The sequence below is a fragment of the Nocardioides astragali genome, from assembly GCF_024436375.1.
Classification (GTDB): domain Bacteria; phylum Actinomycetota; class Actinomycetes; order Propionibacteriales; family Nocardioidaceae; genus Nocardioides; species Nocardioides astragali.
The window spans coordinates 334,738-358,480 of sequence record NZ_JAFMZM010000005.1 but is presented as its reverse complement, the minus strand read 5'-3'; the positions used below and the strand labels follow the sequence as shown (position 1 = coordinate 358,480).

22 protein-coding genes are annotated in these 23,743 nt (G+C 70.3%); 1 reads left to right on the top strand and 21 read right to left on the bottom strand.

The features are described 5' to 3' along the window. Positions 1–161 precede the first annotated feature (161 nt). From J3P44_RS18790 to J3P44_RS18730, 13 genes are all read right to left on the bottom strand, one after another. Positions 162–860 carry a hypothetical protein gene (locus tag J3P44_RS18790; RefSeq protein ID WP_255891993.1) on the bottom strand — a complete coding sequence of 233 codons (699 nt, stop codon included), beginning with the start codon at positions 858–860 and terminating at the stop codon, positions 162–164. Next, entirely contained in the window at positions 857–2,335 is a 1,479-nt protein-coding gene (locus tag J3P44_RS18785) for a type IV secretory system conjugative DNA transfer family protein (protein WP_255891992.1), read from the bottom strand. The genes J3P44_RS18790 and J3P44_RS18785 overlap by 4 nt, the downstream gene beginning before the upstream one ends. Then, entirely contained in the window at positions 2,332–2,934 is a 603-nt protein-coding gene (locus J3P44_RS18780; protein WP_255891991.1) for a hypothetical protein, read from the bottom strand. The genes J3P44_RS18785 and J3P44_RS18780 overlap by 4 nt, the downstream gene beginning before the upstream one ends. Positions 2,935–3,010: 76 nt before the next feature. Beyond that, a complete protein-coding gene (locus J3P44_RS18775; RefSeq protein WP_255891990.1) occupies positions 3,011–6,154 on the bottom strand; it encodes a VldE C-terminal domain-containing protein in 3,144 nt (1,047 codons plus the stop codon). Between the two features lie 21 nt (positions 6,155–6,175). Then, the gene (locus J3P44_RS18770) at positions 6,176–7,723 is read right to left on the bottom strand and encodes a putative type IV secretion/conjugal transfer ATPase (protein ID WP_255891989.1); all 1,548 of its coding nucleotides are present in this window, start codon (positions 7,721–7,723) and stop codon (positions 6,176–6,178) included. Next, on the bottom strand, positions 7,723–9,228 hold the full coding sequence (locus J3P44_RS18765; RefSeq protein WP_255891988.1) for an SCO6880 family protein: 1,506 nt from the start codon (positions 9,226–9,228) through the stop codon (positions 7,723–7,725). Before J3P44_RS18765 ends, J3P44_RS18770 begins: the two co-directional genes overlap by 1 nt. A 64-nt stretch (positions 9,229–9,292) precedes the next feature. Next, positions 9,293–11,350, bottom strand: coding sequence for a type IV secretion system protein (locus J3P44_RS25615; RefSeq protein ID WP_308212279.1), 2,058 nt, complete (start codon positions 11,348–11,350; stop codon positions 9,293–9,295). Then, the gene (locus J3P44_RS18755; RefSeq protein ID WP_255891987.1) at positions 11,347–12,144 is read right to left on the bottom strand and encodes a hypothetical protein; all 798 of its coding nucleotides are present in this window, start codon (positions 12,142–12,144) and stop codon (positions 11,347–11,349) included. Before J3P44_RS18755 ends, J3P44_RS25615 begins: the two co-directional genes overlap by 4 nt. Position 12,145: 1 nt before the next feature. Next, a complete protein-coding gene (locus tag J3P44_RS18750; RefSeq protein WP_255891986.1) occupies positions 12,146–13,021 on the bottom strand; it encodes a hypothetical protein in 876 nt (291 codons plus the stop codon). Continuing rightward, on the bottom strand, positions 13,021–13,314 hold the full coding sequence (locus J3P44_RS18745; RefSeq protein WP_255891985.1) for a hypothetical protein: 294 nt from the start codon (positions 13,312–13,314) through the stop codon (positions 13,021–13,023). Before J3P44_RS18745 ends, J3P44_RS18750 begins: the two co-directional genes overlap by 1 nt. 38 nt (positions 13,315–13,352) lie before the next feature. Next, complete coding sequence (locus J3P44_RS18740) at positions 13,353–14,201, bottom strand: hypothetical protein (protein WP_255891984.1); 849 nt, start codon at positions 14,199–14,201, stop codon at positions 13,353–13,355. Next, positions 14,198–14,419 carry a hypothetical protein gene (locus tag J3P44_RS18735; protein WP_255891983.1) on the bottom strand — a complete coding sequence of 74 codons (222 nt, stop codon included), beginning with the start codon at positions 14,417–14,419 and terminating at the stop codon, positions 14,198–14,200. The genes J3P44_RS18740 and J3P44_RS18735 overlap by 4 nt, the downstream gene beginning before the upstream one ends. Before the next feature lie 61 nt (positions 14,420–14,480). Further along, positions 14,481–15,431 (bottom strand): hypothetical protein, encoded by a 951-nt coding sequence (locus J3P44_RS18730; protein WP_255891982.1) that lies wholly within the window; start codon positions 15,429–15,431, stop codon positions 14,481–14,483. Positions 15,432–15,782: 351 nt separating this feature from the next. On the opposite strand from J3P44_RS18730, the gene J3P44_RS18725 reads away from it, so the two are divergent. Beyond that, positions 15,783–16,676, top strand: a complete 894-nt coding sequence (locus J3P44_RS18725; protein WP_255891981.1) for a hypothetical protein — start codon at positions 15,783–15,785, stop codon at positions 16,674–16,676. On the opposite strand, the gene J3P44_RS18720 is transcribed toward J3P44_RS18725, so the two are convergent. The 8 genes from J3P44_RS18720 to J3P44_RS18685 all read right to left on the bottom strand — a co-directional run bounded on the left by J3P44_RS18720 (position 16,651) and on the right by J3P44_RS18685 (position 23,739). Next, positions 16,651–17,235 carry a hypothetical protein gene (locus J3P44_RS18720; protein WP_255891980.1) on the bottom strand — a complete coding sequence of 195 codons (585 nt, stop codon included), beginning with the start codon at positions 17,233–17,235 and terminating at the stop codon, positions 16,651–16,653. The genes J3P44_RS18725 and J3P44_RS18720 overlap by 26 nt on opposite strands. A 217-nt stretch (positions 17,236–17,452) precedes the next feature. Further along, positions 17,453–17,935: a hypothetical protein gene (locus J3P44_RS18715; RefSeq protein WP_255891979.1), complete on the bottom strand. Its 483-nt coding sequence runs from the start codon at positions 17,933–17,935 to the stop codon at positions 17,453–17,455. A 410-nt stretch (positions 17,936–18,345) separates the two neighbouring features. Continuing rightward, positions 18,346–18,906, bottom strand: a complete 561-nt coding sequence (locus J3P44_RS18710; RefSeq protein ID WP_255891978.1) for an IseA DL-endopeptidase inhibitor family protein — start codon at positions 18,904–18,906, stop codon at positions 18,346–18,348. After that, positions 18,903–19,178 carry a hypothetical protein gene (locus J3P44_RS18705; RefSeq protein WP_255891977.1) on the bottom strand — a complete coding sequence of 92 codons (276 nt, stop codon included), beginning with the start codon at positions 19,176–19,178 and terminating at the stop codon, positions 18,903–18,905. Before J3P44_RS18705 ends, J3P44_RS18710 begins: the two co-directional genes overlap by 4 nt. A 22-nt stretch (positions 19,179–19,200) precedes the next feature. Continuing rightward, positions 19,201–22,461 (bottom strand): LysM peptidoglycan-binding domain-containing protein, encoded by a 3,261-nt coding sequence (locus tag J3P44_RS18700; RefSeq protein WP_255891976.1) that lies wholly within the window; start codon positions 22,459–22,461, stop codon positions 19,201–19,203. Then, complete coding sequence (locus J3P44_RS18695; RefSeq protein ID WP_255891975.1) at positions 22,458–22,889, bottom strand: TadE/TadG family type IV pilus assembly protein; 432 nt, start codon at positions 22,887–22,889, stop codon at positions 22,458–22,460. Before J3P44_RS18695 ends, J3P44_RS18700 begins: the two co-directional genes overlap by 4 nt. Beyond that, complete coding sequence (locus tag J3P44_RS18690; protein WP_255891974.1) at positions 22,889–23,347, bottom strand: TadE/TadG family type IV pilus assembly protein; 459 nt, start codon at positions 23,345–23,347, stop codon at positions 22,889–22,891. Before J3P44_RS18690 ends, J3P44_RS18695 begins: the two co-directional genes overlap by 1 nt. After that, a complete protein-coding gene (locus J3P44_RS18685) occupies positions 23,344–23,739 on the bottom strand; it encodes a TadE/TadG family type IV pilus assembly protein (protein ID WP_255891973.1) in 396 nt (131 codons plus the stop codon). Before J3P44_RS18685 ends, J3P44_RS18690 begins: the two co-directional genes overlap by 4 nt. Positions 23,740–23,743: the final 4 nt, after the last annotated feature.

Genomic DNA, 23,743 nt, shown 5'->3' with positions numbered 1-23,743 from the left:
CACACGTATTCGCCGGAGCCGTGGGAGTAGCAGGCGTTGAGGTGCTCGCGCGTGGCCGAGCTCCTTCTTGCTCGAGCGTGGGTGCTCGCCGAGGGCCTTGAGAGCGCGCTGCGCGCGACCGATGGCCTCCGAACGCTCCTTCGTCTGCATCGTTGCCCCTGTCATTCCCGCGGTCCCTTCTCAGTTCGGGTGCGCGGCTGCGCACCGAGCGGGTCGTCCTTGATCTCGCCGGTGTCCAGGTCGACCTCGACGAGGCGCGGTCGACCGACCGGCTCGGGCTGCTCATGGGCCCGTCGGTTGGCGGGCAGCGCGTCGACGTCGTGGCCGAAGGCGTTCTCCCGCCGCTGGGTGCTGGCCTCGCCCAGGTGCTCGTTGTGTCGCGGCTTGGCCGGCCAGTTCTTGTGCTCGTCGTCGCAGTGGGCCCGCAGCCTGTTCCGCATGCGGTCGGTGAAGGCGGGCAGGCAGTAGCGGTGCCACTCCTCGAGCGCGTCGCTGGTCATCGCGAGCCCGGCGCGGCGGCGCTGGTCGGCCAGCACCGCGATCTCGTGGACCAGGTGCGGGTGGAGTGGCCAGCAGCTGGGGATGAGCCTGGAGACGTCCCAGGTGTACTCGCGGTTGAGCCAGATCACGACGTCCTCGAACCACTCCCACAGCTGGTGCCGCAGCTCGGGGTCCAGGCACGCGGCCGGCTCCCAGGGCCGCGGCAGCAGGGCGTGGTTGCCCAGAGCCTTCTTCTGCTCCTCGGTGCCGTTGATGGCGATGTGGAGCTCGCGGTAGGCCAGCCGGACGTGCTCGCCGGGCACGGGGAACGGGAACACCATCGGGCTGGGTGCGGCCCGTCGGGCCTGTTCGGTCGTCACAGCTCACTCCTGGTCGGTTCGGTCTCGTCGTCGACGAAGCCGAGGCGGCGCGCCTCGACGAGGGCGGCGGTCGCCCGGGCCTCGGGGGTGATGACCATGCGGCGGTGGTTGGTGAGCCGTGCGCGCAGCGCGCGCTGGTCGGCCAGGAGCCGCTCGCCGGCCTTGCCCTCCACGCAGCGGTGCAGCTTGGCGATGATCGGCTTGCCGTTCTCGGCGATCACCAGGGCCCGCCGCTCGGGGAGCTGGCGGACCTCCTCGGGCCGCATGATGGGGATGTCGTCGCCGGAGAAGTTGCGGCTGCCGCCGTTGAACCCGCCGGTGGAGTGGGTGACGCGGCCGATGCGGACGGTTCCGAGCAGGTCGGAGATCTCCTGGTTGAACGCGACGTCCTTGGACCCGCCGAACATCACCAGGGTGTTCGTGAGGCCGAGCAGCGCCCGGGCCTCGTGCTCGCCGAAGATGCTGGTCAGCTGGGGACGGGTCTGGGCGGCCCAGATGAACGACAGGCCCAGGGCGCGCTCGTTGGCCATCCGGGTGCGCAGGGTCGGCAGCGGTGCGGTCGAGGGCAGCTCGTCGAGAACCGAGACCAGCGGCGGGCATAGCCGGCCGCCCCACGGTGAGCTATTGGCCAGCAGCAGCCCGGTGTCCAAGACGTGCTCGGCCACCGCGGTCATCAGCGGGCTGGCCGAGGCGTAGGGGTCTTCGCGGCCCAGGAGGTAGATGGTGCCGCGGCGACGGATCACGTCGGCCAGGTCGGTGGCCGGGTGCCCGTGGCTGGGCACGCAGCGGCGGCGGATGTCGGCCTGGAAGAACAGGGACACCGCCTGCTGCACCGTGGTGATCGTGTTGCCGGCGGTGCGGTCGTCGCCGTTGAGCGCCCCGTGCAGCAGGCCGTGCCAGAACGGCTCGGCGTGCGGGTGGCGTCGCAGGATCTCCATCGGCTGTGTGGCCGCGGTCGGGTTCGCGACCCACTGCAGGACATCCTCGAGGGTCTTCCCGGTCAGGGCCGCGGCGTGGAAGTAGCCCTGCAGCACCTTCGCCGATTCCGCGGCGTAGAACCGGGCGGCATCGTCTCCGGTGCCGCCGGTGATCGCACCCTTGACGGTGCCGGCGGTGAAGGCCTTGGCTCGCCGCTCGGCGACCTTGGGATCGACGCAGCCGGCGATCGGGTCCCAGATCAGCTCGTCGACGACGCCCTCGGCCAGCCCGAACGGGTCGAGGACCACGCACGGACGGTCGTCGCGGGAGCGTTCGGTGAGGCTGAGCAGCAGGTCCTCGACCTTCGTCAGGGTGACCAGGGCAGCGCCCGGGGCACTGAGCAGCGCCGGGGTGAGCAGGTCGAGGGTCTTGCCGGAGCCCTGCGGGCCGATCACCCCGGCGGTGCGGTCCCACGGCACCCACAGCTCGCCGCCACGCGGCTCGTGCGCGTCCCCGATGCGCCAGCCCACGTCCCACGGGTTGAACCTCAGCTTCATCGCTTCTCCTTCGTCCGGCGGCCGTTCAGGAGCCACGGGCTGAGCCCGTGGCCGAGCTGCGGCCCGGTCTGTTCGGTGAGGTCGCTGGCGGTGCGCTGAACGGGTGCCGCCGTGGCGGTGGCGTGCTTGCCGCAGAGGTCGGGGCGGACGATGCCGGCGACCTTGCGCAGCCGAATGACGCCCAGGATCTTTTCGGCCTCTGCGGCGGTGGCCATGCCGCGCATGCGTCCCGGGCCCCAGCGCTGGTGGGCCCAGGCACCGACCCAGATGGTGGCGCTCAGCAGCGCGACCTCGGTAATCGCGAGACTGACCCACACCAGGCCGCGGCCAGCCAGACTGTCCGGTGTCGGTGTGGGCAGGCCCGCGTCGGCGTGCCCGCTGAGCACGCCGGGGAGGCTGGTCCAGAAGGCGGTGCCGATCGGTGAGGGGAACGCGCCGGCGTTGGCGTCGGGCCAGGTCCAGCCGGCGCTGGCGAGCAGGTTCGCGACGGAGCGGCCGAGCTGGATGCCGATGACGATGACGAACAGGGTCGCCAGGGCCACTGCTACAGGGATCTCCCAGGTCCAGGGGTAGGGGTCGCGTCGTCGCTCCCGCTGCATTGGATTCCGCCTCCTGGAGTCGTGGGTGGTCGAAGTTCTGGTTGGTCACCTATGTGTCGGGAGGGCCCGGCAGCGATCACACAGACCGGCTCGGGTTCGAGGCGTTTCCAGCCAGCCAGGTCGAGGGGTCGACGTTGTCGGGTCCGTAGATGGAGCCGTTCTCGAGGTGGACCTCGAAGTGGAGGTGGCACCCGGAGCCGTTTCCCTCGTTGCCGACCTGGCCGATCCGCTCGCCGGCAGCGACGGTCTGGCCGCGGCTGACGGTGACGCTCTGCATGTGCGCGTACCAGGTGGTCAGAGAGCCGGCGCCGGTGGTGACCTTGACCAGCTGCGGGCCGGCCCAGCTCTGGCTGGTGTCGATCTCGATGGTGCCGGCGTGGGCGGCGTAGACGGTCGTGCCGCACGGGGCGGAGAAGTCGGTTCCGCTGTGCCAGTTGGTCCAGTAGTGGCCGGTGTCGTGCCAGTTGAGCTTGTCGGTGCTGATGTACTCCGCCGGCACCGGGTAGACCACCTCGTCGCAGGACGCGCCCTCGAGGCCGACCGGGGAGGCCTGGGCGTCGGGGAGGACGTTGATGTGCGGGTGGTCGAGGTGGTTCGCGGTGGCCGAGCCTCGGTCCTCCATCGGCCGCCAGCCCTCGTCGGCTCGCGCGGCCGACCAGATGCGCTGGTACCAGATGATGTAGTCGATGCCGAGCTCGCTGGCGTGGGCCTGGGCGTACGCCACGAGCGCGTCCCCCTGGGCCTTGCCGGCGGGAGTCAGCGGGACCATGAAGTCGGCCGCCAGTCCGGCGGGGTGACCGTGGGGGTCGGTGGCGCTCTCGCGGTAGCCGCCGACGGTCTTGATGTCGAACATCGGGCCGAGGATGTTGACCAGCTGCGTCAGCTGCGGCTTGACCGGGCCGAGGTTGTAGTTGGTCTCGGTCGCGACCGCGCAGCCCGCGCTGCTGCCGGCGGTGGTGGCGGCCACCAGCGGGTGGTCAGCGATCTTGTTGGCCTGGGTGCTGTTGTCGACCTCGGCGCTGGCCCAGGTGAGGTTGGCGCCGTAGATGTGGTCGATCGGCGCGTCCTTCTGGGGCTTCTTGCAGGGCTCGGCCGATCCGCCGAAGGCGTTGCTCAGTTCAGGGGTCAGCGCGCAGTGTGAGGAGTTGTTGCCGTCCTTGCCGTCGTTGAAGTCGCCCAGGATCACCGCCGGGGTGCCGGTGCCGGCGAGCTCGGTCATGGTGGCCAGCTGGCGGCGCAGCGCCGCCTTGCGGTGCCCGGCGGCGTTCCCTTGCGTGTTGGCGGGGTTGTGGATGCTCCAGACCCAGATGACCTGCCCGGCGTTGACGCTGTCGGCCGCACCTGTCAGCTGGACGACCGGCATCCCGACGTCCTTGCCGTTGAAGTACGGGATCTGGACGAGGCGTGAGTCGGTCATCTCCCAGCTGCCGCGGTCCCAGATCACCTTGTTCTGGGTGTTGCCGGTGGCCGGGTACATGCCCCACTTGGCCGAGTAGCGGTCAACTAGGGCCTTGGCCTGGGGGCCGTGGACCTCCTGGAGGCCGGCGATGGTGACGCCGGCGTTCTCGATCGCGCTGAGTGCCCCGGGCAGCCGCTTGTCCCAGGTGGCGTACCCGGCTTTCTCGTTGCCGCCGCCCGCCTGGTTGTCGGTGTGGCCGGCGCCCAGGATGTTCAAGGTCCCGACGGTGATCGGGTTGACGGTGTCCTCGCAGTTGTTCGCGTTCGAGACCGCGCCGTCGACGTCTGGCAGGTCGGGTAGGTCGCCTCCGAGGAGGTCGGTGGTGTCGCCGGCGACGTCCTCCCACTGGGCGTAGGCGTCGGTCAAGCCGGAGCGCTGCCCGGCCTGGGCCGCCTGCGTCAGCGGCATGTCCTGCCAGCCGGGGATGTCGAGCAGTCCGGGGTTGCCGGTGTGCTGGGCCTGGCCGAAGAAGGCGCGCGCGGCGAGCACCGGGTTGGTGACCTCAGCACGGCTCCCCCAGCCGGTCGAGGGACGCTGCTGGAACAGGCCACCGGAGTCGCGGTCGCCGCCGGCGAGGTTGACCAGCTTGGACTCCTGGATCGCGGTGGCGATCGCGATCTGCAGCCCGTAGCGGGGAACCTGGAGGTCGCGGGCGACCTGGGCGATGGTGATCGCGTTGCGGGCCTGTTCGGTGGTCAGGGTTGGGTCGCTGGAGGCGAACCGCAGTCGCATCAGCTGGGAGAGCACCTCGCCGGACGGGGGCTCGGCCGCCGTCCTCGTGGTGTGGGCGGCGGTCACCACACCTTCGCTGGTGGCCGCGGTCGTGGGGGTGCTCTCGGGGCCGGCGCCGTTCATGGCGATGCGGGCGGCGATCCAGTGGTGGTCGGAGACCATGGTCCCGTCCCAGCCGCCCTCGAGCTGCACGCCCTGGTGCTGGGGGAAGAAGATGAAGTCGACCGAGTGGTTGTGCCAGCCGTAGCCGGCGGCCTTCATCTTGGCGGCCGCCGTCCACGGGAGGTCGGTGTGGGAGGCGTGGGTGTTCATGTCGCCGCCGATGAGCACCGGGCCGTGGGTGGCCAGGGAGTTCCGCAGCTGCAGCAGGATGTCCATGCCGGCGCCGTACTGCTGGGGCCGGGTCAGCGGCGGGTTGCTGTGCTGGCGGGGGTATTTGTGCGGGTTGATCATGTGGTGGGTGGAGATCACCGACACCACAGCGCCGTCGGCGCGCTCGAGGATCACCCACGTGGCGAACCGGTCCCAAGTCACCGGCTCGCCCTTGTAGAAGCCCTGGTCGTTTTCCACGATCGTGACCCGGCCGCCGTTAGCCTTGGACCAGGTGTCGCGCTTCCAGAGCACGACGTTGCCCATCGAGTTGTTGTCGCCGGTGTGGTCCTCGACCCGGAACGCGTCGTAGCCGGGGGCGGCGGCCTCGATCTGCGCCAGGCTCCAGCCGCTGGCCTCGTTGAGGGTGACGAAGTCGGGGTTCGTCGACAGCACCTGGGGCATGGAGGCCCGGAAGCCGTCGAGGCCGGAGCGGCGCGGGATGTTGGCCTGCGCCATGGTGATGTTGCCCTTGACCGGGCCGCCCGCGGGGCCGTCGATGACGCCGAGGTCGCCGAGCTCGGTGGGTGCGGTCTCGCTGGTTTGGGTGCGGCATTCGGCGGCCGCGGTCGTGGTCATGACCACCATCAGGGTGACGACGAACGGCAGGGCCATGAAGACGATCAGGACCGGCAGTCCGGCGAGGAGGAGCTTCTTCACGACAGGTCAGTCCCGGGCGCCTCAGCCGGCGGCCTCGATGGCCTCGTTGGTGTAGTAGAGCTTCTTCTCCAGCGGGTGGAGCACCGTCTGGACCTTGTAGGTGGAGTCTCCGACGCACCACAGCGCTCGGCCCTTGTCCTGCATCGCCCACCCGGAGACGAGGTCCTGGGCGATCGGGCCGAAGCCGAGCATCGAGTCGAGCTCGCGCGCGACGCGCGGCTTCTGGCCGCCGAGGATCTTGATGTCGGCCAGCTCGAGGAGGTCCTTGGCGATCATCGCGGCCTGGGAGTCGGCGTCGCCTACCGAGAGCAGGTCGGAGGGCTTGTGAAGGTTGGCGAACTGGATGTCGCCGCCCTTGCCGGCCATGCCGCGCGAGAGCCGCAGGTCGGCGTCGAAGCTCATCACCGCGGAGACGCCGAGGCGCATCTGCTTCCAGACCTCGTCGCGCACGACGATGCGCAGGTCGCCGGGCTCGGCGATCTCGCGCAGCCCGCGGCCCCAGGAGTTCATGCACAGCAGCGCGATGCCCACGGCCTCGTCGCCGAGTCCATCGAGCCGGGAGAGGCTGAACGACTGGATCGGGGCCCGCCAGTCGACCTCGATGTTGGTGAAGTCGTCGAAGAGGCCGGCCAGGGTGCCGGTGACCAGCTCGCCGAGCGCGTTGCGCAGCAGCCGGGTCTGGTCGAGGAACTGGCGGGTGTTCCCGTACTCGCACGCCCGGACGAGCTCCTCGGTGGGGTTGCGCAGCAGGTCCCAAAGCTGCGGGATGGTGGTCTCGGTGAGGATCGAGTTGCCGGCGGCGTAGCCGGTGAGGATCGCCAAGGCGTTGCGGACGACGTCGCTCTCGTCGGGTCCGAACGGCACTCGGCGCTGGTCGTCGAGCTTCATGCTGCCGACCAGGCCGCGGATCAGGACCAGCCAGCGCTTGAAGATGATCGTCGTGCGCCGTTGGGCTTCCTCGGCCGAGAGCTTCTCCCAGTCGTGGCCGAGCGGGCCCATGGCCAGCGGGTTGATTCGTGACCAGAAGCCGGGGGCGATGACGAACGGTTCGACGCCGAGCGCGCGGCACAGTGACTCGTACTCGTCCTTGGGGTCACCCAGGACCAGGGTGCGGTAGCCGAAGGGCATCATCCGGGTGCAGAACGCCTTGGTGGTGCCGGACTTGCCGGTGCCCGGCTTGGCGAACTGGAAGATGTTCGGGTTGGTCGCCGACACGTCGTCGCGCAGCACCCAGCCGAAGGGGTCGCAGTAGAACGAGCCGCCGGAGAGCTGGTCGACGCCCATCTGTGCCCCGGTCGGCGGCAGGGCCGGCGCGGACACGAACGGCCAGAACACCGGTGCTTGGTCACTCGTCATCCGCCAGGCCTGCGCCGGGGCGGTGGCGGGCGCCCAGCCGCGCCCGCGGCGGGCTGCACCGCGGCGCGGGGCGTACTTGAAGATCCGGGGCTCCTTGGCCTCCGGAGCGAGCGGGGGGATCGTGGGCAGGTCGTGGCCGAAGTCGGACAACAAGGCCGCCATGTCCCTGCCTCGATCGGCGCCGCCGCGGTTCCGGCGGGTCGTGGTGGGCATCAGGCGTCTCCGCTCCGGGTCAGGCTCATCCCGACGGGGAGGGTCGAGGCGGCGAAACCGACGTCCTGGGCCAGGTCGAGCCGCAGCGGCGCAAACCCGGCGCGGCGGATCGAGGCGTCCAGGCGACGGCCGAACTCGGTGATCCGCAGCGTCTTGGGAACCGTGACCGTGCACACGGCGTAGGGCCGGACCAGCGCGTTTCCGTGGGCCAGCTTGGCGTCCAGGCCGCGGGCCTTGTGGGCCTCGTCGCGCTGCTTGGCACGGGTCTTGCGGCCGAGCTTCTCGTTCATTCCCTCAGCCAGGTCTGCGGCCCACTCGGCGTTGCCGGACTGCCGGTCGGCCTTGGACTGGGACACGACCGGGAAGGCGACGACGAACGAGCGCCGCTCACCGGACTCGGTCGGGGTGAGGATCGGCGCCAGGGCGCCCATCGCCGCGCCGCGGGTCGGGAGCTTGATGGTGGAACTGATCGAGTTCCACGCGTCGTGGCTGTAGTGCCGCACCGTCGCATCCGCGCCCGAGGGCCCGGCCAGCGCCCAAGGTACGTCGGCGTTCACGCTCGGGTCCTTCTCCCGCATGGCGAGGGCCTCGACGATGCCGGCGCGATCGCCTGGGGCGAACCCGGTCCGGGACGCCAGGGCGAGCTCCGGCGAGGTGAGCCAGCGGACCGACGTCATCCCCATCGGGCCCCGCAGCTGGGCCTCGATCTCGGCCATCAGCAGGTAGAGCTCGCGGCAGCGGCCCTCGAAGCCACCGCCGGACTCCTTGGCCGACCGGGCGATCCGGGTCTCCGGGACGACGATTGTCACGAACTGCTCGGTGCGCACCGACGCCTGCGTGAGGCCCACCGCGAGGTCGCTGTTGACGACCTCGGACAGCTGGGGGGCGTTGTCGCGGCGGTGCTTGTTGACCCACAGGTCGCGCTCGGCGCCGTCCTCGGGGACGGTGCGGACCATGAACAGGATCTCGTCGACCTTCTCGGTGCGGCCGGCGACGTCGAGCAGCCCGGCCAGCGCCTCGCCGTAACGGCTGCGCTCCTCGGTGTCCTTCATGCCGATGCCGGGGTGGACGATCGAGGCGGTGACTGCCCACGTCTTCGTGGCGTCATCGTGGATCACTCCGACCCGCTGCAGCTGCGAGCCGTGCGGCGGGCCGTCGTGGATCTTGATGCCCTGCAGCACCCCGGGAAGGTCGGGGGTGTCGAGGTCCTCGGCGCGGCCCTCGGTGGCCTTGGCACGGAACGAGGTCCAGCCGAGCAGCCCGCCGACGGCGTACATCGTCGAGGCGAACACCCAGCCCGTGGCCGAGCGGCCCCGCACCGGGATCACGGTGATGGCCAGCATGAACAGCCAGACCAGGGCGAACAGGAACGCAGAGAACCACGCTCCGCGGCTGATCGCCCAGAACGCCGGCAGGCTGGCCAGCGCCAGGAACATCAGCTGGCCTCCGGAGAGGCCGAAGAACCAGCCGATGCGGTCGCGCTGGTAGTCGGCGTAGATGGTCATCGTCGGTTTCCTTTCGGGTCACTGCATGTCGATCGGGCTGGGGGCAGGTCGTGCGGCGCATCGGCTACACCGCCACCGGGGGGATCGCGCCGCCAGCTGCACCGGCACCTCCGGCCGCTCCCCCGCCGCCACCTGCGGCCGGGGTCTTGGGCGCTGCTCCGGCGCCACCGCCGCCCTGTCCGCCAGAGCCGCCGCCCTGCCCGCCCGAGCCGCCACCCGAGCCACCGCCGGGTCCGCCGCCGGTGGGCAGCGTCGGCGGGGTGGGCGGAGCAGGTGGGGCAGGCGGAGTCGGCAACGGCGAGTCGTCGTCCCCGCTGTTCTGCGAGCCGGGGTGCGTGCCGCCGCGCTGGTCGCCCGACTGGCCGCCAGACTGGCCGGACTGGCGGCCACCCATGTTGCTGAAATCGGGTCCGTAGGTGCTCTGCCCGACGCCGGCCTGGTTGGTCTCGTCCGACATCAGGGACGTGGCCTTCGCTCCGGCGCTGCTGACCATCCCGAGCCCGGCAGCGAACGCCTGTCCGACCGGGCCGAAGCTGCCGAGGACGCCCTGGGTGGACTTGTTGAACCGATCGCCGGTCGAGGCCTCGGCGCTCTGCTCACCCGACGAGCGACCGTTGCCGTCGGTGGTCGACGCGGCCGACGAGCCGCCACCGGCACCGCCGCCGCCGCTCAGCAGCCCCTGGAGACCGCCCTGGAGGACCATGCCCTGCCGGAACGACGCGCCGCTGGGGGTGCCGGGGTCGACGAAGGCCAGAAGCTTGAACAGCGCCAGCGGCGCGACGACGCTGATCAGGATCGTCATGACCGCCGGCAGGGCCGTGCCGAACGCCTTGGCGGTGCCGTCTGCGAGGTGGGCAGCGACGCCGTTGGCGAACTGCACGCCGATGCCCAGCACCATCACCATCAGCACCGGAGTGAACGCCGCGGCGTGGAACCAGCGCAGCGACTTCCAGAACCAGGAGCGGGTGAAGTCGGAGACCAGCCCGGCCGCGGCGAGCGGGCCGGTTGCGACCAGGACCAGCAGCGAGGCCGCCCGGGCGAGGTAGACCAGGACGTGCCCGATCGCGGCCAGCCACAAGAAGATGCCGAGAAAGGCCAGCGCGGTGGCCACGCCGGCCTCGGTGATGTCGTCGACGCCGAGGCCGCCCAGGGGATCCCAGTCGGGCCAGGTCTGCACCTTGAGCAGCGACTTCATCAGCGCTTTCGTGATGGCGCCGCAGGCCGCGACGATCATGACGCAGTAGCCGAACCAACAGGCGCAGACCAGGACGAACTGGCCGGCGCCGATGAACGCCCGCGCGAGGCCCTTGCCCTCGCGTTTGAAGGCCGCGGCGCCGAGCTGGATCATCGCCAAGATGACCACCAGGGCGAGCGCGAGCCAGAGCGTGAAGGCGTAGACGTCCTTGCCGGGTCCGTCGTCGCTCAGGTCGGGGGTCAAGAACAGCTCCGTGAACGTGAGCACGATGCGCAGGACGAACAGGCCGGAGCTCCAGACCGCGAGCATGGCTGCGGTCCAGGCATCGGCCGCCGCCTTGGCGATGACGTCGCCGATGTTCTCGAATGGGTTGGGAATGTCACCGAGGCCGGGGATGCCGACGCCGAAGAGGTCGGCGGGGGTGGGAAGACCGGGGATGCCGGGCACCCCCGGGACGCCAGGGAGTCCGATCCCCGGGAGCCCGGCGTCGCAGATCGCGTCGAGCAGCCCACACCCACCGACTCCCGGCACCACTCCCCCGACTCCCTTGGCGCAGTCGGTGAGGCTGGGGTTTTCGAGGCACTCCTGGACGCCCTCGACCTGGTTCTCGATCTCGTCCTTGACGCCACCGGCCGCGTCTTTGCCGCAGTCGACCGGGTCCTCCGCGCACTCGAGGGCATCGCCGCCGAGGTCGCACAGTTCGTCGGGACCAAGGCAGCCCATCTTGAGGGTGCGGGCCGGCAGCTGGCTGGTGGTCTCGACCGTGGCGACCTGCGCTGTGCTGGCTGCCGTGCTGGTCGCCGGCTCAGCCGCGGCTGCTGGCGGCTGGATGGTCGTGGCGGCTCCGAGAAGCGTGGTGAGGACCAGGACCGCCAGGGCGCCGATGCCCAGCCTGGTGACCCGGTGGAAGAGGTCGGCGGTGCTCACTGGGGTGCTCCGTTGATCGGGATCCAGCCGGCCTGCTTGTACTCCGGAGTGCCCGGCGCGACCGCCTTTGGCTGTCCGGTGGAGACCAGGTGCTCGATGTCTGGGGTGCTGCCCTGGACCAGGCGCCAGTCGCCCACGCCGTCGACCTCGAGCCATCGCATGAGCTGGGTGCCGGCGTAGAGGCCGTCGCTGACCTTGCCATTGGCGGTGGTGAGGGTGACGTAGCTGAGCAGGTTCACCGCGTAGTAGACGGTGTCGAGCTCCTCGAGGGTGTAGGCGATCGGCGTTACGGCGTACGACGCGGGCGGGGGGACGTCCCCCTCCTTCGGGACGCCGGCCTGCTGGCGGCGCAGCGCGACAGCATCGCGGGCGCGCTGCTCGAAGACGGCCTTGTCCTCGGGGTTGGCGTACAGGCCGGCGACGGCGGCGGCCTGGTCGTAGTCGAAACCGACCTGCGCCTTGGCGACCTCGACCTGCAGCGCGACCGCGCCCAGGTCGGTCTGGGGGAACCGGGTCGGGTAGCCGTCGACCTGATCGGCGCCGGTTGGGATCACGACGCCGTCTGCGGGTGCGGTCTCCGGGGCGACATGGTCGACCGAGACGTTCTGCCCCTGCTGCCCGGTCTGGCTCGAGGAGTCCCCGGATGTCTTGTCGGTTCGGCTGTTGTCATCGGTCCGGCCGCGCGCTCCGAGCCAGACGGCGGTCGCCACGAGGACGGCGATCGCCACCAGGACCCCCACGCGCAGCAGGGTCGTGCGGGACTCCCCCATCGAGTCGTTGATCCGGTTGCTCATCTCAGTGCTCCCCTTCCGTGTCGCCGGGGTGGGCGGGTTCGGTGGTGTGGTCGGTGGACCAGGTGCGCCAGCCGGCCGCGTGTGCCAGCTGGGTGCCGGGCCAGGTCGCGGGTGCGGGTGAAGGCGGGGCGCCGGGGGCGACCATCCAGCGGCCGCCGACCCACTGCATGCGCTCGCAGTGCGCGAAGGCGATCTCTCCTTCGGACTTGTAGGTGGCGCTGACCTTCATCAGCACGCAGACCGTCGCCCAGTCGGAACCGTCGGTGCCCTTGACCAGCGCGGCGGCCGGCTCCAGGGTCACCGAGGCGCTGGGGTCCTTGACTTCGCCCATCCCGGTGCTGGAGAGGAACGCACGGACGCTGGCGGTGATCCACCAGTCCTCGGTGCGGACCCCACCGGGCAGCGCCCAGGCGTTGTAGACCTCCTCGGCGGTGCTCAGGCTCATCGACTGCAGCACCGCGAGGTCGATCTGGGCGAGCTGGCCGATCGCGCCCTCCGGGGTGTGCGGGAACCCGGTCATCACGAACGCGGGTCCGTTGATTCCGGTCCCGGTGGGGATCTTGATCTCCGGCGCCTTGGCACTGGTGGTCTCGGCCGGGAAGGCGGCGCTCTCGGGCACGGTCAGCATCGGCTCGGCCGCGATCTCATCGCGATGCGCGGCACCGCGGGCCACCGTCGAGCGGTCGGTCTCGCCGGTGGCCACGCCGGTGTTCGCGCTGGCCTCGTCACCGATGCCGGCGATCGCCAAGTAGACCGCGTACGCGAGGCCGCCGAGCAGGAGCACAGCCACGGCGACGGCGGCGGCAAGGATGCCGAGCAGCCGGCGCCGGCTCCACTCGCTGGTGCCTTCTGCCTTCTTCGTGGCTGCGCGCCGCATCAGATGCAGCCCTTGCCGAGGATCCCGTTGAGCATCCCGGGCAGCACCAGGTAGGCGATCGCGCAGGCGAACACGACCACCACCGAGATGACGCCGACCTTGGAGGCGTGCGGCAGGGAGAACACTCGGCCGGCGATGATGGCACCGATCGCGATGATGATGCCGAGACCGAACAGGACGATGACGCCCCACAGCACGTAGCTGGTGATCTCGTTGGTGGGGCCGACAGCACCCGGGGGCGCCTTCGGACAGACAGCCATCACGGTGGTTGCGGTTGCGGTCACGACGTCCATGGGTGGACTTCCCTTCTGGGTTGCTGACCCCGGGCGGGTCAGGCGCTTTCGCTGGTGTCGGTGGGCAGATGTGCGGGCTCGAGCAGCTGACGTGCTGCCGAGATCAGGGGGGCCGGGACGGGTCGGGAGTCCAGGCCGTTGACCGCGAGCTCGCGGTCCTCGGGGATCTCCACGCACCGGTCCGCGTCCAGGGCGCGGCGTGCGGCGGGGCCGCCGGCGTGCTCGAGGCCGCGCGGCCACTTCTTGCGGCGGGGCCCGCGGACGGCCAGCGCGATCTGCTCGGGCTGCCAGTAGCCGGCCAGCAGGTCCATGGCGACTCCGGCGCGACGCATCCCGGGGACGGTGGCGGTGGTGACCAGGACGATCTGGTCGGCGGCGCGGACGGCTTCAGCCAGCCAGCAGTCGGTGGCCAGCAGTTGGCCGGCCTCCCAGCCGATGTCGAGGATGGTCAGCTGGGTCTCGTTCTGTGCCTCGGTGGGCAGGGGGACCTCGTCGACGCCGACGAGGACCTCGCTGGCGCGCTCGAGTAGGACGTGGTCGCGCTTGCCCTGACGCCAGTCGGTCGGGTGCAGGCCGAGCTCGGCGGTGCTCGCCGCGGCGAGTCCGGAGGCGGTGACCGAGCAGCACTCGATGACTCGGACCGGGGCGGCTGCGGCGAGGCCGGTGGCCAGGGCGACGGTGCTCGCGCCGACCGAGCCTGCGGACCCGATCACGGCGATGGTGTGCTCGCCGTCGGCCGGTGACCAGTTGTCCTCGGCGGCGGTGCCGCGGCCGCGGGGGCCCTTGCCGGCGCCGGGGCCGGTGCGGAACTCGCCAGCGTTCAGTGCGTGCCAGGCTCGCTTGAGCTCGTCGACACCGACCGGACGGCTCGGGGTCTGGGTGCTCACTGGGCCTCCCCGAGGGTGGTGCCGTGGCGGAACTCGAGCGCGGCGCGGACCTCGGCCGGGGTCAGGGTCGCCAGCTGCGCCTTCGCGGCCTGGACTTCGTGCAGCTGGGCGACGCAGCCGGTCAGCTGCTCGATCGCCTCGATCTCGCGGCCGGCGATCGCGAACAGCTCAGCGATCTGCTCCGGCGTACGGGCCTCGCCGTCGTGGGTGTTTGTCATGGGTTTCACCACCTCCAGTCGCCTATGTGTGGCGGGGTGGCGCGAGCGATCACGTCCGGGCCTATTCGTCATGGCCGAACTTCCTCGGGGCGGCTGCGGCGAGGGCGCGCATGGTGCGCGAGCCGTGGCGACGGACGGTTGCCTCAGAGACCCCGATGCGGGGCGCGACGCGGCTGGACACCTCGTTGCTGAGCAGGCCGCCGTACCCGCGCGCCAGCCTGCGGGTCTCGACTCGGTCGGCCTCCTCGACCAGGCACAGCAGCAGGTACCGGTCCGCGGGGCTGATGACCTTGTGGTCGCAGGCCCACGCGAGCAGCTCCAGGAGCTCCTCGGTGGCCGACGGCTCCTCCTGCTCGGGTCCGGCGTCGGCGAGGATCTCGCGATGGAACAGCGGGCCGGCGACCCGCTCGGTCGGCATCTCGGCCGAGTAGCCGGCACCGCCGTCGGCGCTCGTCAGGTCGCCGGCCGAGAAGGACTCGACGAGGGTGGTGTTGGCCCAGGTGCGGTCGGCGCGGGAGACGTAGAAGAAGTCGCCGACCTCGCGGAGGACGCCGACGCGCGTGTTGATCAAGATGTTGGCCGCGACCTTGCGGGTCCGGCGCCACTTGAACGTGCGGACCTCGATCCACAGCTGCGAGGCCACCAGCTCGTCGACCCGCTCGACCGCTGACCAGGTGCCGGCCAAGACCGGCTGGCTGTCGCGGAAGACCTCGCGTGGCGGGAGGGTGCTCAGCCAGCCCGCGAGCCGGCAGGCGCCGGGCAGCAGGCACTTGGCCAGAGCGGCCGCAGCGGCGATGTCGTCGCCGCCGTCGGGGGCCGCCAGCATGGCCAGCGCGAGGAGGACCTGGTCGGAGGTTTCATGGTCCACCGTCGGTAGCCAGGAGCGGAGGTCGTCGAAGTTGTCGACCACACCGAGGCGCGGATCGGCGGCCACCCAGGCCGGCCACTTCTGGCGGGCCTGGTCGAGCAGTTCGCTGTTGTCGTCGAGGCCGAGCTGGTCGCCCACACTCATCGCACTCGCTCCTTTCGTCCGTGGCTGAGCACGGCAGAAAGATCGCGAGCGGGCGTCCCCGCATCCGTCCCCCCAAACCCCTGATTTCGAGGGGGGACGCCCGCTCGACGGGGATACGGCCGTTGCGTTTGCGCAGGTCAGGGCCGGGGGGACGCCCCCGTCCTCCCGAAAGATGAAAAGTTCCCGGCCGACCCTTGCGCGGCCCTCTGGTCGAGATGCAGCGAACTTTTCCGAGCGGCGAATGCCGACCTTTCCACACTGGACTGGTAGACATTCATGACCAGCGGGGGGGTGGGCATCAAGGCCCTGTCAGACTGGCGGGGTGGTTGCCGATGATCAGGGAGGCCGTCGGTGAAGGCGTCCGACCTCGAGCGAGAACAGGTCCTTGACTACTTCGCGGCTCAGATGGCCGACGACCCGGTGATGCACTTGGAGAAGGTCGCCGTCGAGCGGGTCGGCTCGGTGCTGCACGACATCTGGGACGTGCACTGCAGGGGCAGCCGCTGGTGGGCGATCAGCAACTCGCTCAACTACTACTCGCAGGACGACTTCAAGAGCCGCGACGTCGCGCTCACGTTTCACGTCGGGCTCATGGTTCGCATCGCCAGCCGGGAGGAAGTCCCGATCACCGAGGAGGCTGCGGGACTACTTCCGCGAGCGTGGCGCCTCTGGGAGCAGGCGGTCGAGTCCCTCGACGGCGCCCGCGAGGCCGAGGACTTCCAGGCGGTCGGGGTGCGACTGCGAGAGGCGATGGTCACCTACGCCGGCGAAGTTGCCGACGACTCGCTCATACCCGAAGGCGGCTACGCCCCCAAGGCAGCTGACGTCGTGGCCTGGACCAACCTGCTGATCGCTGATCAAGCCGAGGGTCCTTCCAGCAAGCAGCTGCGCTCGTACAGCACCAAGCTGATACGTGAGACGTGGGACTACGTCAACTGGCTGACCCACGCCAAGAACGCGATCGCCTACGACGCACACATCGGAGTCGCGGTGGTGAGCCACTTCCTATCGGTGATCACCGCCATATCCGTGCGGGCGGCGACCGGCGCGAGGAGCCGGTGTGAGACCTGCGGCTCTTACCGAATGGTCGCCGGTGCCTGCATCCGCTGTGGATGGGACGACCCGGACTACGTGGCGCCAGCCTCTCGGGAGCTGACCGAGGAGGAGCTTGCCGCCCGACTGGAGGAGCCGTGCGTCCCCAGCTCCGACATTTCCACGTTCATGTCACCAGACGACCCCCGCTAGCCGAGGGGTGCCGCCGCGGGTATCCCCCGCCGAACAGAGCCAACTGATGACGCTGATCCTCGGTCAGGAGTAGAGCAGGATTCGTTGCGGCCGGGTAGATCTCCGCGGCCAGCCACTGCGCCACGCGGACACCGGATGCGACTCCGACCTTTACTCCACGGGCGTGCTGCTCGGCCAGTAGCCGCTGGGAGTCGAACAGGTAGACGGCATCGATCCTCCACGCCCTCGTGGTCCGCGCATCCTTCGCGGTCGCCTTCGGACCGGTCAGAACCAGGTAGTAGTCGAGCTCCGTCGCCTCGGTCATGTCCAGGATGCCCTCACGCTTGAGGTACCACTTGACGTTCACGCTCTTCCCCGTCAGCGGTCCCGAACGGAACCGTCCGTCGATGGCCTTGGCGACCGCGCTCGGCTCGAGCTCGATGTCGAAGATGCGCGACGCGATCCACTCCCCAGCGTGACCGGCGGTCATAGGCCGGTTGATCAGCCGTCCGATGCGTTCGTCGACGAGGTTGCGCTCGCGTAGCAGTACCGCGAGCTCGGCCAGATCGGTCTCCTCCATGACTCCAGCGTGCCACCGCCCACCGTCGCGGTGTTGCCACGCCGAAGCCCCAGGTGACCCGAGACGCCTGGGGCTTTCCCCTTCGCAACATGGCCCGCGCAGCCGGATGCTCGCACCGGCCGGGCTCGACCCGAGGCCGTTAGAACGAGAACAGGTCCCCGTCCTGCTCCGAGGACGGGGACCTGTCTCCTGTGGTCGCTGAGTGACTACCGACCGCTCACTGGGTCAGCACCTGGGCCTCACCGATGCGGATAGGAAGCGCGTCGGTGGTCAGGTCGAACTCGATGGTTCCGGACTGCCCGCCGCCGGTCCACTCGACGGCCCAGTGGCTCGTGGCGGTGACCTGGTAGGCCCCATCGGGCTGGTCCGTCGACATCTTCTCGTAGCGGTGCCCACACGTCGGCGAGTCCTGCTTGCCGTAGTGGTCGGCGTAAGGGGTGCCCTTGCCTGTGCAGGTCACCGTGGTCCCGCCGCCCATGTCCCAGACGATGTTGGAGACGCTGGCGGTGGCACTGACCGACACCGACCCCTCGCTGGCCGATGCAGTGATCGGGCCGAACGTGTCGTCCGTCGGGCTGTCGACCCACATCCACACCGGCAGCCCGACAAGGCCAACCCGGTTCGGACCCGATTCGGGGACGATGCCGATCTGGATGGGATCCAGGTCCATCGAGGCGATCGCGCGCTGAGCGAGGACCACAGGGTCGATGGTGACTTCGCCGTTCTGGATCCAGACGGGATCCCACGAGGATCCCGGAGGCGGCCAATAGCAGATGTGCCACGCACCGTCCTGGTTCGTCTGACCGGGCGGCGGCGAAGCGCCCTCGCCGCCCGGGTCCCAGACATCGCCGACCCAGCATTGGTGGCTGCTGCTCCACACCGAACCGCCTGGGCCAGTGCAGGGGATCTCGGTGCCGGACGAGGTCGAGCACGTCGACGAGCCTCCGTCGTCGTCTCCGTCATTGCCTCCGTCGTCGCCGTCGTCCTCGTCCTCGCAGTGGACTTCTCCCGTAACTGGGTCCGCCACGCAGTCGGCGCTCGCTGCTGAGGCGGTGACCATCACGATTACGAGCGACCCCGCCAAGGCCACGATGAAGGCCAATAGTTTCCTCAGCATGGCTCGTCCCACAGGAGGTCGGAGTCAGAGACCTTCCACGCACCCTTGTCCTTGACCAGGGTGTACTCGACCGGCGCAGGGTTCCGTAGCGGGTCGCCGTTGGGGTTGGTGAAATCTGGCTGACGGACAGCCCCGTCGTTCTTCCATGTCACGTTCGAGCGGTCCTCGCAATCGATGATCAGGATCGAGGCCCCGCGGTTCCGTGGTTCCGCGAGTGTGTGCCCGTACTGACCGGTGACCGTGACGTTCTCGTTCATCATGCTGGCGACGACGTGCTGCAGCTGCAGGAACTCGTCCCCCGTGGCGACGGGGTTGAGGGTCTTGAAGTTGATGTCGCGCTTTCGGTACGCCAGGTCGCGCGCGTCGAGGTACTTCGTCAGCTGGGCTGCCGCCTTCTCCTCCGGTGTCTTCGGGGTTGGCGTGTTGGTGGGTGTCGGCGAGGGGGTCTGGCTCGGGGTGTCCTGGACCTTGGGCTCGTCGTCGCCGCCGCAGCCCGTGAGAGTCAGGGCGAGGGCGAGGGCCACTCCCCCGAGTGCGGAGTGGTGCTTCCTCATGTGGTGTCTCCTCCTGTGGTGGGCGGCGCCATGACTGACCGGTGGCTGACGTCGTTGGCAATGTGCTCGAGGTGTTCTTCGGCTGCGTCGACGAGTTCGGCCAGCGAGTCGTTGTCGGCGGGGTCGATCCCGAACTTCTTGTCGGCGTTGTAGAGCGTGCGGATGGTGTCCCGCACGAACACGGCTCGCGCGACGCGGCGGGCGTCGAGGTCGGGGCGGTCGCCGCCGGCCGCGGCGTATCGGCCGGTGAGTTCCTGGTCGAACGTTGTCATGTGCTGGTGCTCCCTTCCCGAGTCAGCTCGCGAGCCAGCCGTGTGTACGGATGATGGTCTTCGTGCGCTCCGACAATTCCATGGGTGCGTCGCCGTCGTCGGACCGGTTGCAGATCTCCTCGCGCAGGATCCGGTCGGCCTGGAGCTGGTCGCCCTCGGCCTTCATGACGTGGGCCAGGCACAGTCGGGTGCTCTCGCCGTCGGGGTCGGCGCGGTTGGCGACGTAGGCGGCGGAGCGGGCCTTGTTCAGGTCGCCGGCCGTGAGGGCATCGGTGACGACGATGAGGGCGACGTCGGCGATCCACCCGCCCGCCATGAGGTCGACGCGGTCAGGCTCGTTGGCGAGCCATGCCCACCCTTCCTCGCGCAGCCGGCTGAAGGGCTGGGCCTCCCCGACGAGCTCGAGCGCAGTGCAGAGGTCGGCGACGCCCTCGGCGCCGCCTCGACTCTGCCCGCGCTTGCGGAGGCGGATAAAGAGGTCCAGGTCGACGAGCAGGCCGTCGTCGACCTGGTAGACGTTTACCCCGGTGAGCTTGGCGGCCGGTGCCTTGTCCGCGTAGGGCAGGTGGTCCTCGCCGGTGCGGGAGTTAGGACCGAGCCAGTCTCGGACGATGTTGGTGTAGTCGCGCACCTTGCCGTCGGAGATGGAGAAGGCCTCGCGGATCTGCTCGCGGGTGGCGCCGTGCTTGCGGTGCAGGGCGAGGAACGCCAGGAGCTCGGTGAAGTAGGGCTTGCGCTTGGCGAGTGCCTTGCCGTGGGTGCGTGCGGTGACCGGGCCGAGCAGGGTGAGGCGCGGGCGGTCGCAGTTGGGCGAGAACCAGTCGGCGATGTCCTGGTCGAGGGTGGGGTCCTTCTCCTCGACCTCGGCGCGGACGTGGGCGGGCACCTTCGGCGCCAGGGCCTCGAGGTCCTCCTGCACGATCGCGCTCTCGCGGATGTACTCCTCGTCGGTGCCCTCGAGCAGGGAGGACAGCGGCTCGTCGACGGCTCCCTCGGGGGTGTTGCGGGGCAGGGTGTACTCGCGACGCAGGGCTCCGGAGGAGTCGGTGTAGGCCTCCCAGCCGTCGTTGGCGGTCTCGTCCACGGGCGTGTCGACGTACTCCGGGGTCTCGCTCTGGGCGTAGACCAGGGCGCAGCCGCGGGCCTCGTCGCTGGTGAGGCCGACAGCGATGAGGTTGAGGCCGGCGTGCTCGAGGACGACGCGACCGGTGTTGGTCATGTGCAGCACCGCGCCGGGGGCGTTCGGGCGTTCGCCGGCAACGACGATGGAGGTCGCGGACTGTCCGACGTGATCGTTGACCAGCTGCAGCAGCTGCTCGAGGTCGTCGGGGTCTCCGGCTCCGGCGTCGAGGAGCAGCATCCTGGCGGGCCAGGTGTCGTCGTCGACGCTGCCGGTGCGGGCCGTGGACACATCGGTGTCGTGTCGCTTCGCTCGGTCGACAGTGGTGACCGCGGCGGCGAGGATCTCCGCGGTCGCGGGCGTCCCGGCCGCACCGGTCGGGTAGTAGGTGATCCGCTCGTCCATGGCGACGGTCTCCTCGGCCACGCCGATGCAGTCGACCTGGACGCGGCGGGACCACGGGTTGACGGCCAGCTGAGCAGCGAGGTGGCGGGCGAAGTCGCGGCCATAGGTGGGGTCGCCGCTGATGGTCAGCGTGGAGAGTTCCTCGCAGTTCAGCAGCCAGGTCTCGCCGGTGTCGTTCATGCCGATGGTGGCCAGCAGCGGGTAGGGCGGCTCGACGTTGTCGGTGTCGGGGCCGAGGTCCTCCACCGCGGTGTCCGTGCTGACGTGCCAGTGGGTCTGGTCGGGGCTGCCCACCCAGGGAGCTGGGACGGCGGCTGGGGCGCTGAGGTGCAGCGTCAGCTTGCCCTTCGCGAGCTCGACGGCCGCCAGCGGCGGCATCGTGGTGCCCTGGGCTCCGACCGCGGCCGCGAGGCGCCGCAGGGCCTCGTCGGCGAACTCCACGGTGGCGGCCGCGGTGGCACCGGTCGCGCTCAGGGTCATCTCCACCGGTGCCAGCTCGGGCGGCGGGGCGGCGATCGCTCGACCGGGCGGCCGGTTCCGGTAGGCGGAGCGCCGACGGGACCGCAGCGCCATCAGCAGGGCCCCGGATAGCAGCACGCCCCCGCCGGTGAGACCGGCGAGGACCCAGGGCGCCTCGAGGATCGAGTCGTCGGCTTCGTCGACCTGGTCGACGTCGGCGGCGGGCGCCGTCGGCTCCTCGGCCTGCGGGACCTCGGGCGCGGCGGTCTCCGGGGCCTCGGTCTCGGGGACCGGCGGAGTCTCCTCGGCCGGCGGGTCGACCGGCTGCTGCTCGTCCTTGGGCTCGGCGGGGGGCTCGGGCTTGTCCTCGCGAGGCTGCGGCTGCTGGTGCCGGTCGTCGTGACCGGCAGGCGTCTGGGCTCCGGGGATGTTGAGCTTCCAGCCGACGTCGATCACGTCGGGGTCGGCGAGACGGGCCCCGCCGGGCTGGGTGATGCCGGTGGAGGCCTTGTAGATCTCCGGCCACCGGTCGGCGTCGCCGAGCTCGTCGTGGGCGATGTCGCTGAGTGTGTCGTTGGGTTGGACGGTGTAGGAGTGCGCCGGCGCTCCGCCGTCCGGGGCTGGCAGCTTGAGCACCCAGCCGGGCTCGAGGAAGCTGGGCCGGGAGCCGAGGAGGTTGCGGTTGAGCTCGGCGATCTCCTTGTAGCGCGCGCCGTCACCGAATTGGTCCTCAGCGATCGACCACAGGCTCTCCCCCGGCTTGACCGAGTGATCGACCGTCGCGCGCTCCTGCTTCGCCTCGACCTTCCCGCCGTGCTGGGCGGGCGTCTGGTCGACGGTCCCGGCCTGGACATGGCCCACCGCCGCCGGCGCGGACGCGGCGGCCGGGCCGGCGTTGGCGGTCTGAGCGGTGATCGGCGCTGCGATGAACAGCAGGGCAGCGAGTCCGATCAGTCCGTGGGCCGCGGCCTGCGGGCGCCCCAGTCCCGGCAGGTTGGGCGCCTCGACCCTGCGGAGCCGGGCGATGGTCTCCACCACCAGGCTGAGGGTCATGAAGGCCCACGCGGCCCAGCCGATCACCTTGAACATGCCCAGGATCAGGGTGCCGTCGTCGGGTGCGAGGAGTGCGTCCTTGACGTTCTCCCAGCTCGGCGACTGGTCGGGGATCGGGTTGGCTCCGGTCGCGAGGAAGAGGGCCGGCAGGCCGATGATGATGCCGAGGACGGCGACCGTGGCGAGGAGCCCGGTCAGCCGCTGGCCGGCAGTGGGACCGGCGGGCGTGCTCTGCGCAGTAATCACTGTTCGGTGCCTCCTTGGGCGCGGATGAGCCGTGCAGACGCCTCCCCGGTGACTTTCATCGAGTCCAGCCCGATGATCCCGAGGAACTTGCTGTCGTAGGTGTCGGTGGTGCGCACGATCAGGGTGTCGCCGTTGACGACGGTGACGGTGCCCTCCACGCCGGCGGCGTTGAGGTAGCCCTGCGCGGCGGACTTGGCGGCGTTGAGGTCGACGCGGAGCTCGTCGCCGCGGATGGCGGTCGAGCCCACCTCCTGGGCGCCGGTGCGGGCGGCCTGGGCCGCGGCACTGCGGGCCTGCTGCTGGGCGTGCACCTTGCCGCCGACGTCGACGGTCATCCCGACCAGGATGATCATCACCAGTGACGCGGTGGCGAACCAGACGCTGATGGCGCCGCGCTCGTCGCGCTGCCGTCGGATCCGGTGCCTCATCATCGGCGCTCCCGGTAGGCGTCGACGGGGCTGCTCGCGGTTGCGGTGATCGTGCGGGTGCCGGGTGCGCCGGGGATGCTCAGGTCCGACAGGTTGACCGTGCAGGTCACCGTGACGTTCACCTGGGCGGTGTTCCCGATCGGTGCGTTGAACGCCGCAGCGTTGACCGTGACGTTCGTGCTGGTGCAGTTCACGTCCTGGTCGTGCAGGCTGCTTGCGGCCGAGGAGCTGCCTGCGGCGATCGCCTCGCTCTGGGTTCGCTCGATGGAGGCTGCCCGTGCTGCCTCGTACGCGGCTGCTTCCACGGACTGCTTGGCGATCTCGACGCGGCCGCCGAGGATCATCATCGCCACGAACAGCCCGAAGGCCGGGACGCCGATCGCGGCCTCGATGGCCACCGATCCGCGCTCGTCGCGGCTGGGGTTGAAGGCGCGTGCCCAGATGCTCTGACCCATCATTCGGTGAGCCTCTCGACCGGGACGCTGGCGCTCTGGCGGACGGTCACGTGCCAGCCTGGGATCACGCTCATGGACTTGCCTGTGACGGTGATCGTGGCCGTTGTCGTGGTCCGTGACCCGGAGACGCTGGTCGACGTCATCACGTCGGATCCGCCGGCGTCCTGGAGGAAGCCGTTCGCGGTCGCCACTCCGGACTCGCGGGTGCCGTTCTCGCTGCCCGCCTCGCGTGCGCCCTCCTGCGCGGCCGCGAGTGCTACTTCGCGGGCGTGGTAGTACAGCGCGCCCTGGACACCGAGGAACATCACCGCGAAGAGCGCCGGCATCAGGAAGACCATCTGGATGGCCACTGAGCCGCGCTCGTCCCGGTGTCGGCGGCGAGAGCTGGAGATCATGGAC

Coding starts and splice junctions, on each gene's coding strand:
- J3P44_RS18785 (WP_255891992.1), bottom strand. CDS start 2,335: ATGAAGCTGAGGTTCAACCCGTGGGACGTGGGCTGGCGCATCGGGGAC.
- J3P44_RS18780 (WP_255891991.1), bottom strand. CDS start 2,934: ATGCAGCGGGAGCGACGACGCGACCCCTACCCCTGGACCTGGGAGATC.
- J3P44_RS18770 (WP_255891989.1), bottom strand. CDS start 7,723: ATGCCCACCACGACCCGCCGGAACCGCGGCGGCGCCGATCGAGGCAGG.
- J3P44_RS18765 (WP_255891988.1), bottom strand. CDS start 9,228: ATGACCATCTACGCCGACTACCAGCGCGACCGCATCGGCTGGTTCTTC.
- J3P44_RS18755 (WP_255891987.1), bottom strand. CDS start 12,144: ATGAGCAACCGGATCAACGACTCGATGGGGGAGTCCCGCACGACCCTG.
- J3P44_RS18750 (WP_255891986.1), bottom strand. CDS start 13,021: ATGCGGCGCGCAGCCACGAAGAAGGCAGAAGGCACCAGCGAGTGGAGC.
- J3P44_RS18745 (WP_255891985.1), bottom strand. CDS start 13,314: ATGGACGTCGTGACCGCAACCGCAACCACCGTGATGGCTGTCTGTCCG.
- J3P44_RS18735 (WP_255891983.1), bottom strand. CDS start 14,419: ATGACAAACACCCACGACGGCGAGGCCCGTACGCCGGAGCAGATCGCT.
- J3P44_RS18730 (WP_255891982.1), bottom strand. CDS start 15,431: ATGAGTGTGGGCGACCAGCTCGGCCTCGACGACAACAGCGAACTGCTC.
- J3P44_RS18720 (WP_255891980.1), bottom strand. CDS start 17,235: ATGGAGGAGACCGATCTGGCCGAGCTCGCGGTACTGCTACGCGAGCGC.
- J3P44_RS18710 (WP_255891978.1), bottom strand. CDS start 18,906: ATGAGGAAGCACCACTCCGCACTCGGGGGAGTGGCCCTCGCCCTCGCC.
- J3P44_RS18705 (WP_255891977.1), bottom strand. CDS start 19,178: ATGACAACGTTCGACCAGGAACTCACCGGCCGATACGCCGCGGCCGGC.
- J3P44_RS18695 (WP_255891975.1), bottom strand. CDS start 22,889: ATGAGGCACCGGATCCGACGGCAGCGCGACGAGCGCGGCGCCATCAGC.
- J3P44_RS18690 (WP_255891974.1), bottom strand. CDS start 23,347: ATGATGGGTCAGAGCATCTGGGCACGCGCCTTCAACCCCAGCCGCGAC.
- J3P44_RS18685 (WP_255891973.1), bottom strand. CDS start 23,739: ATGATCTCCAGCTCTCGCCGCCGACACCGGGACGAGCGCGGCTCAGTG.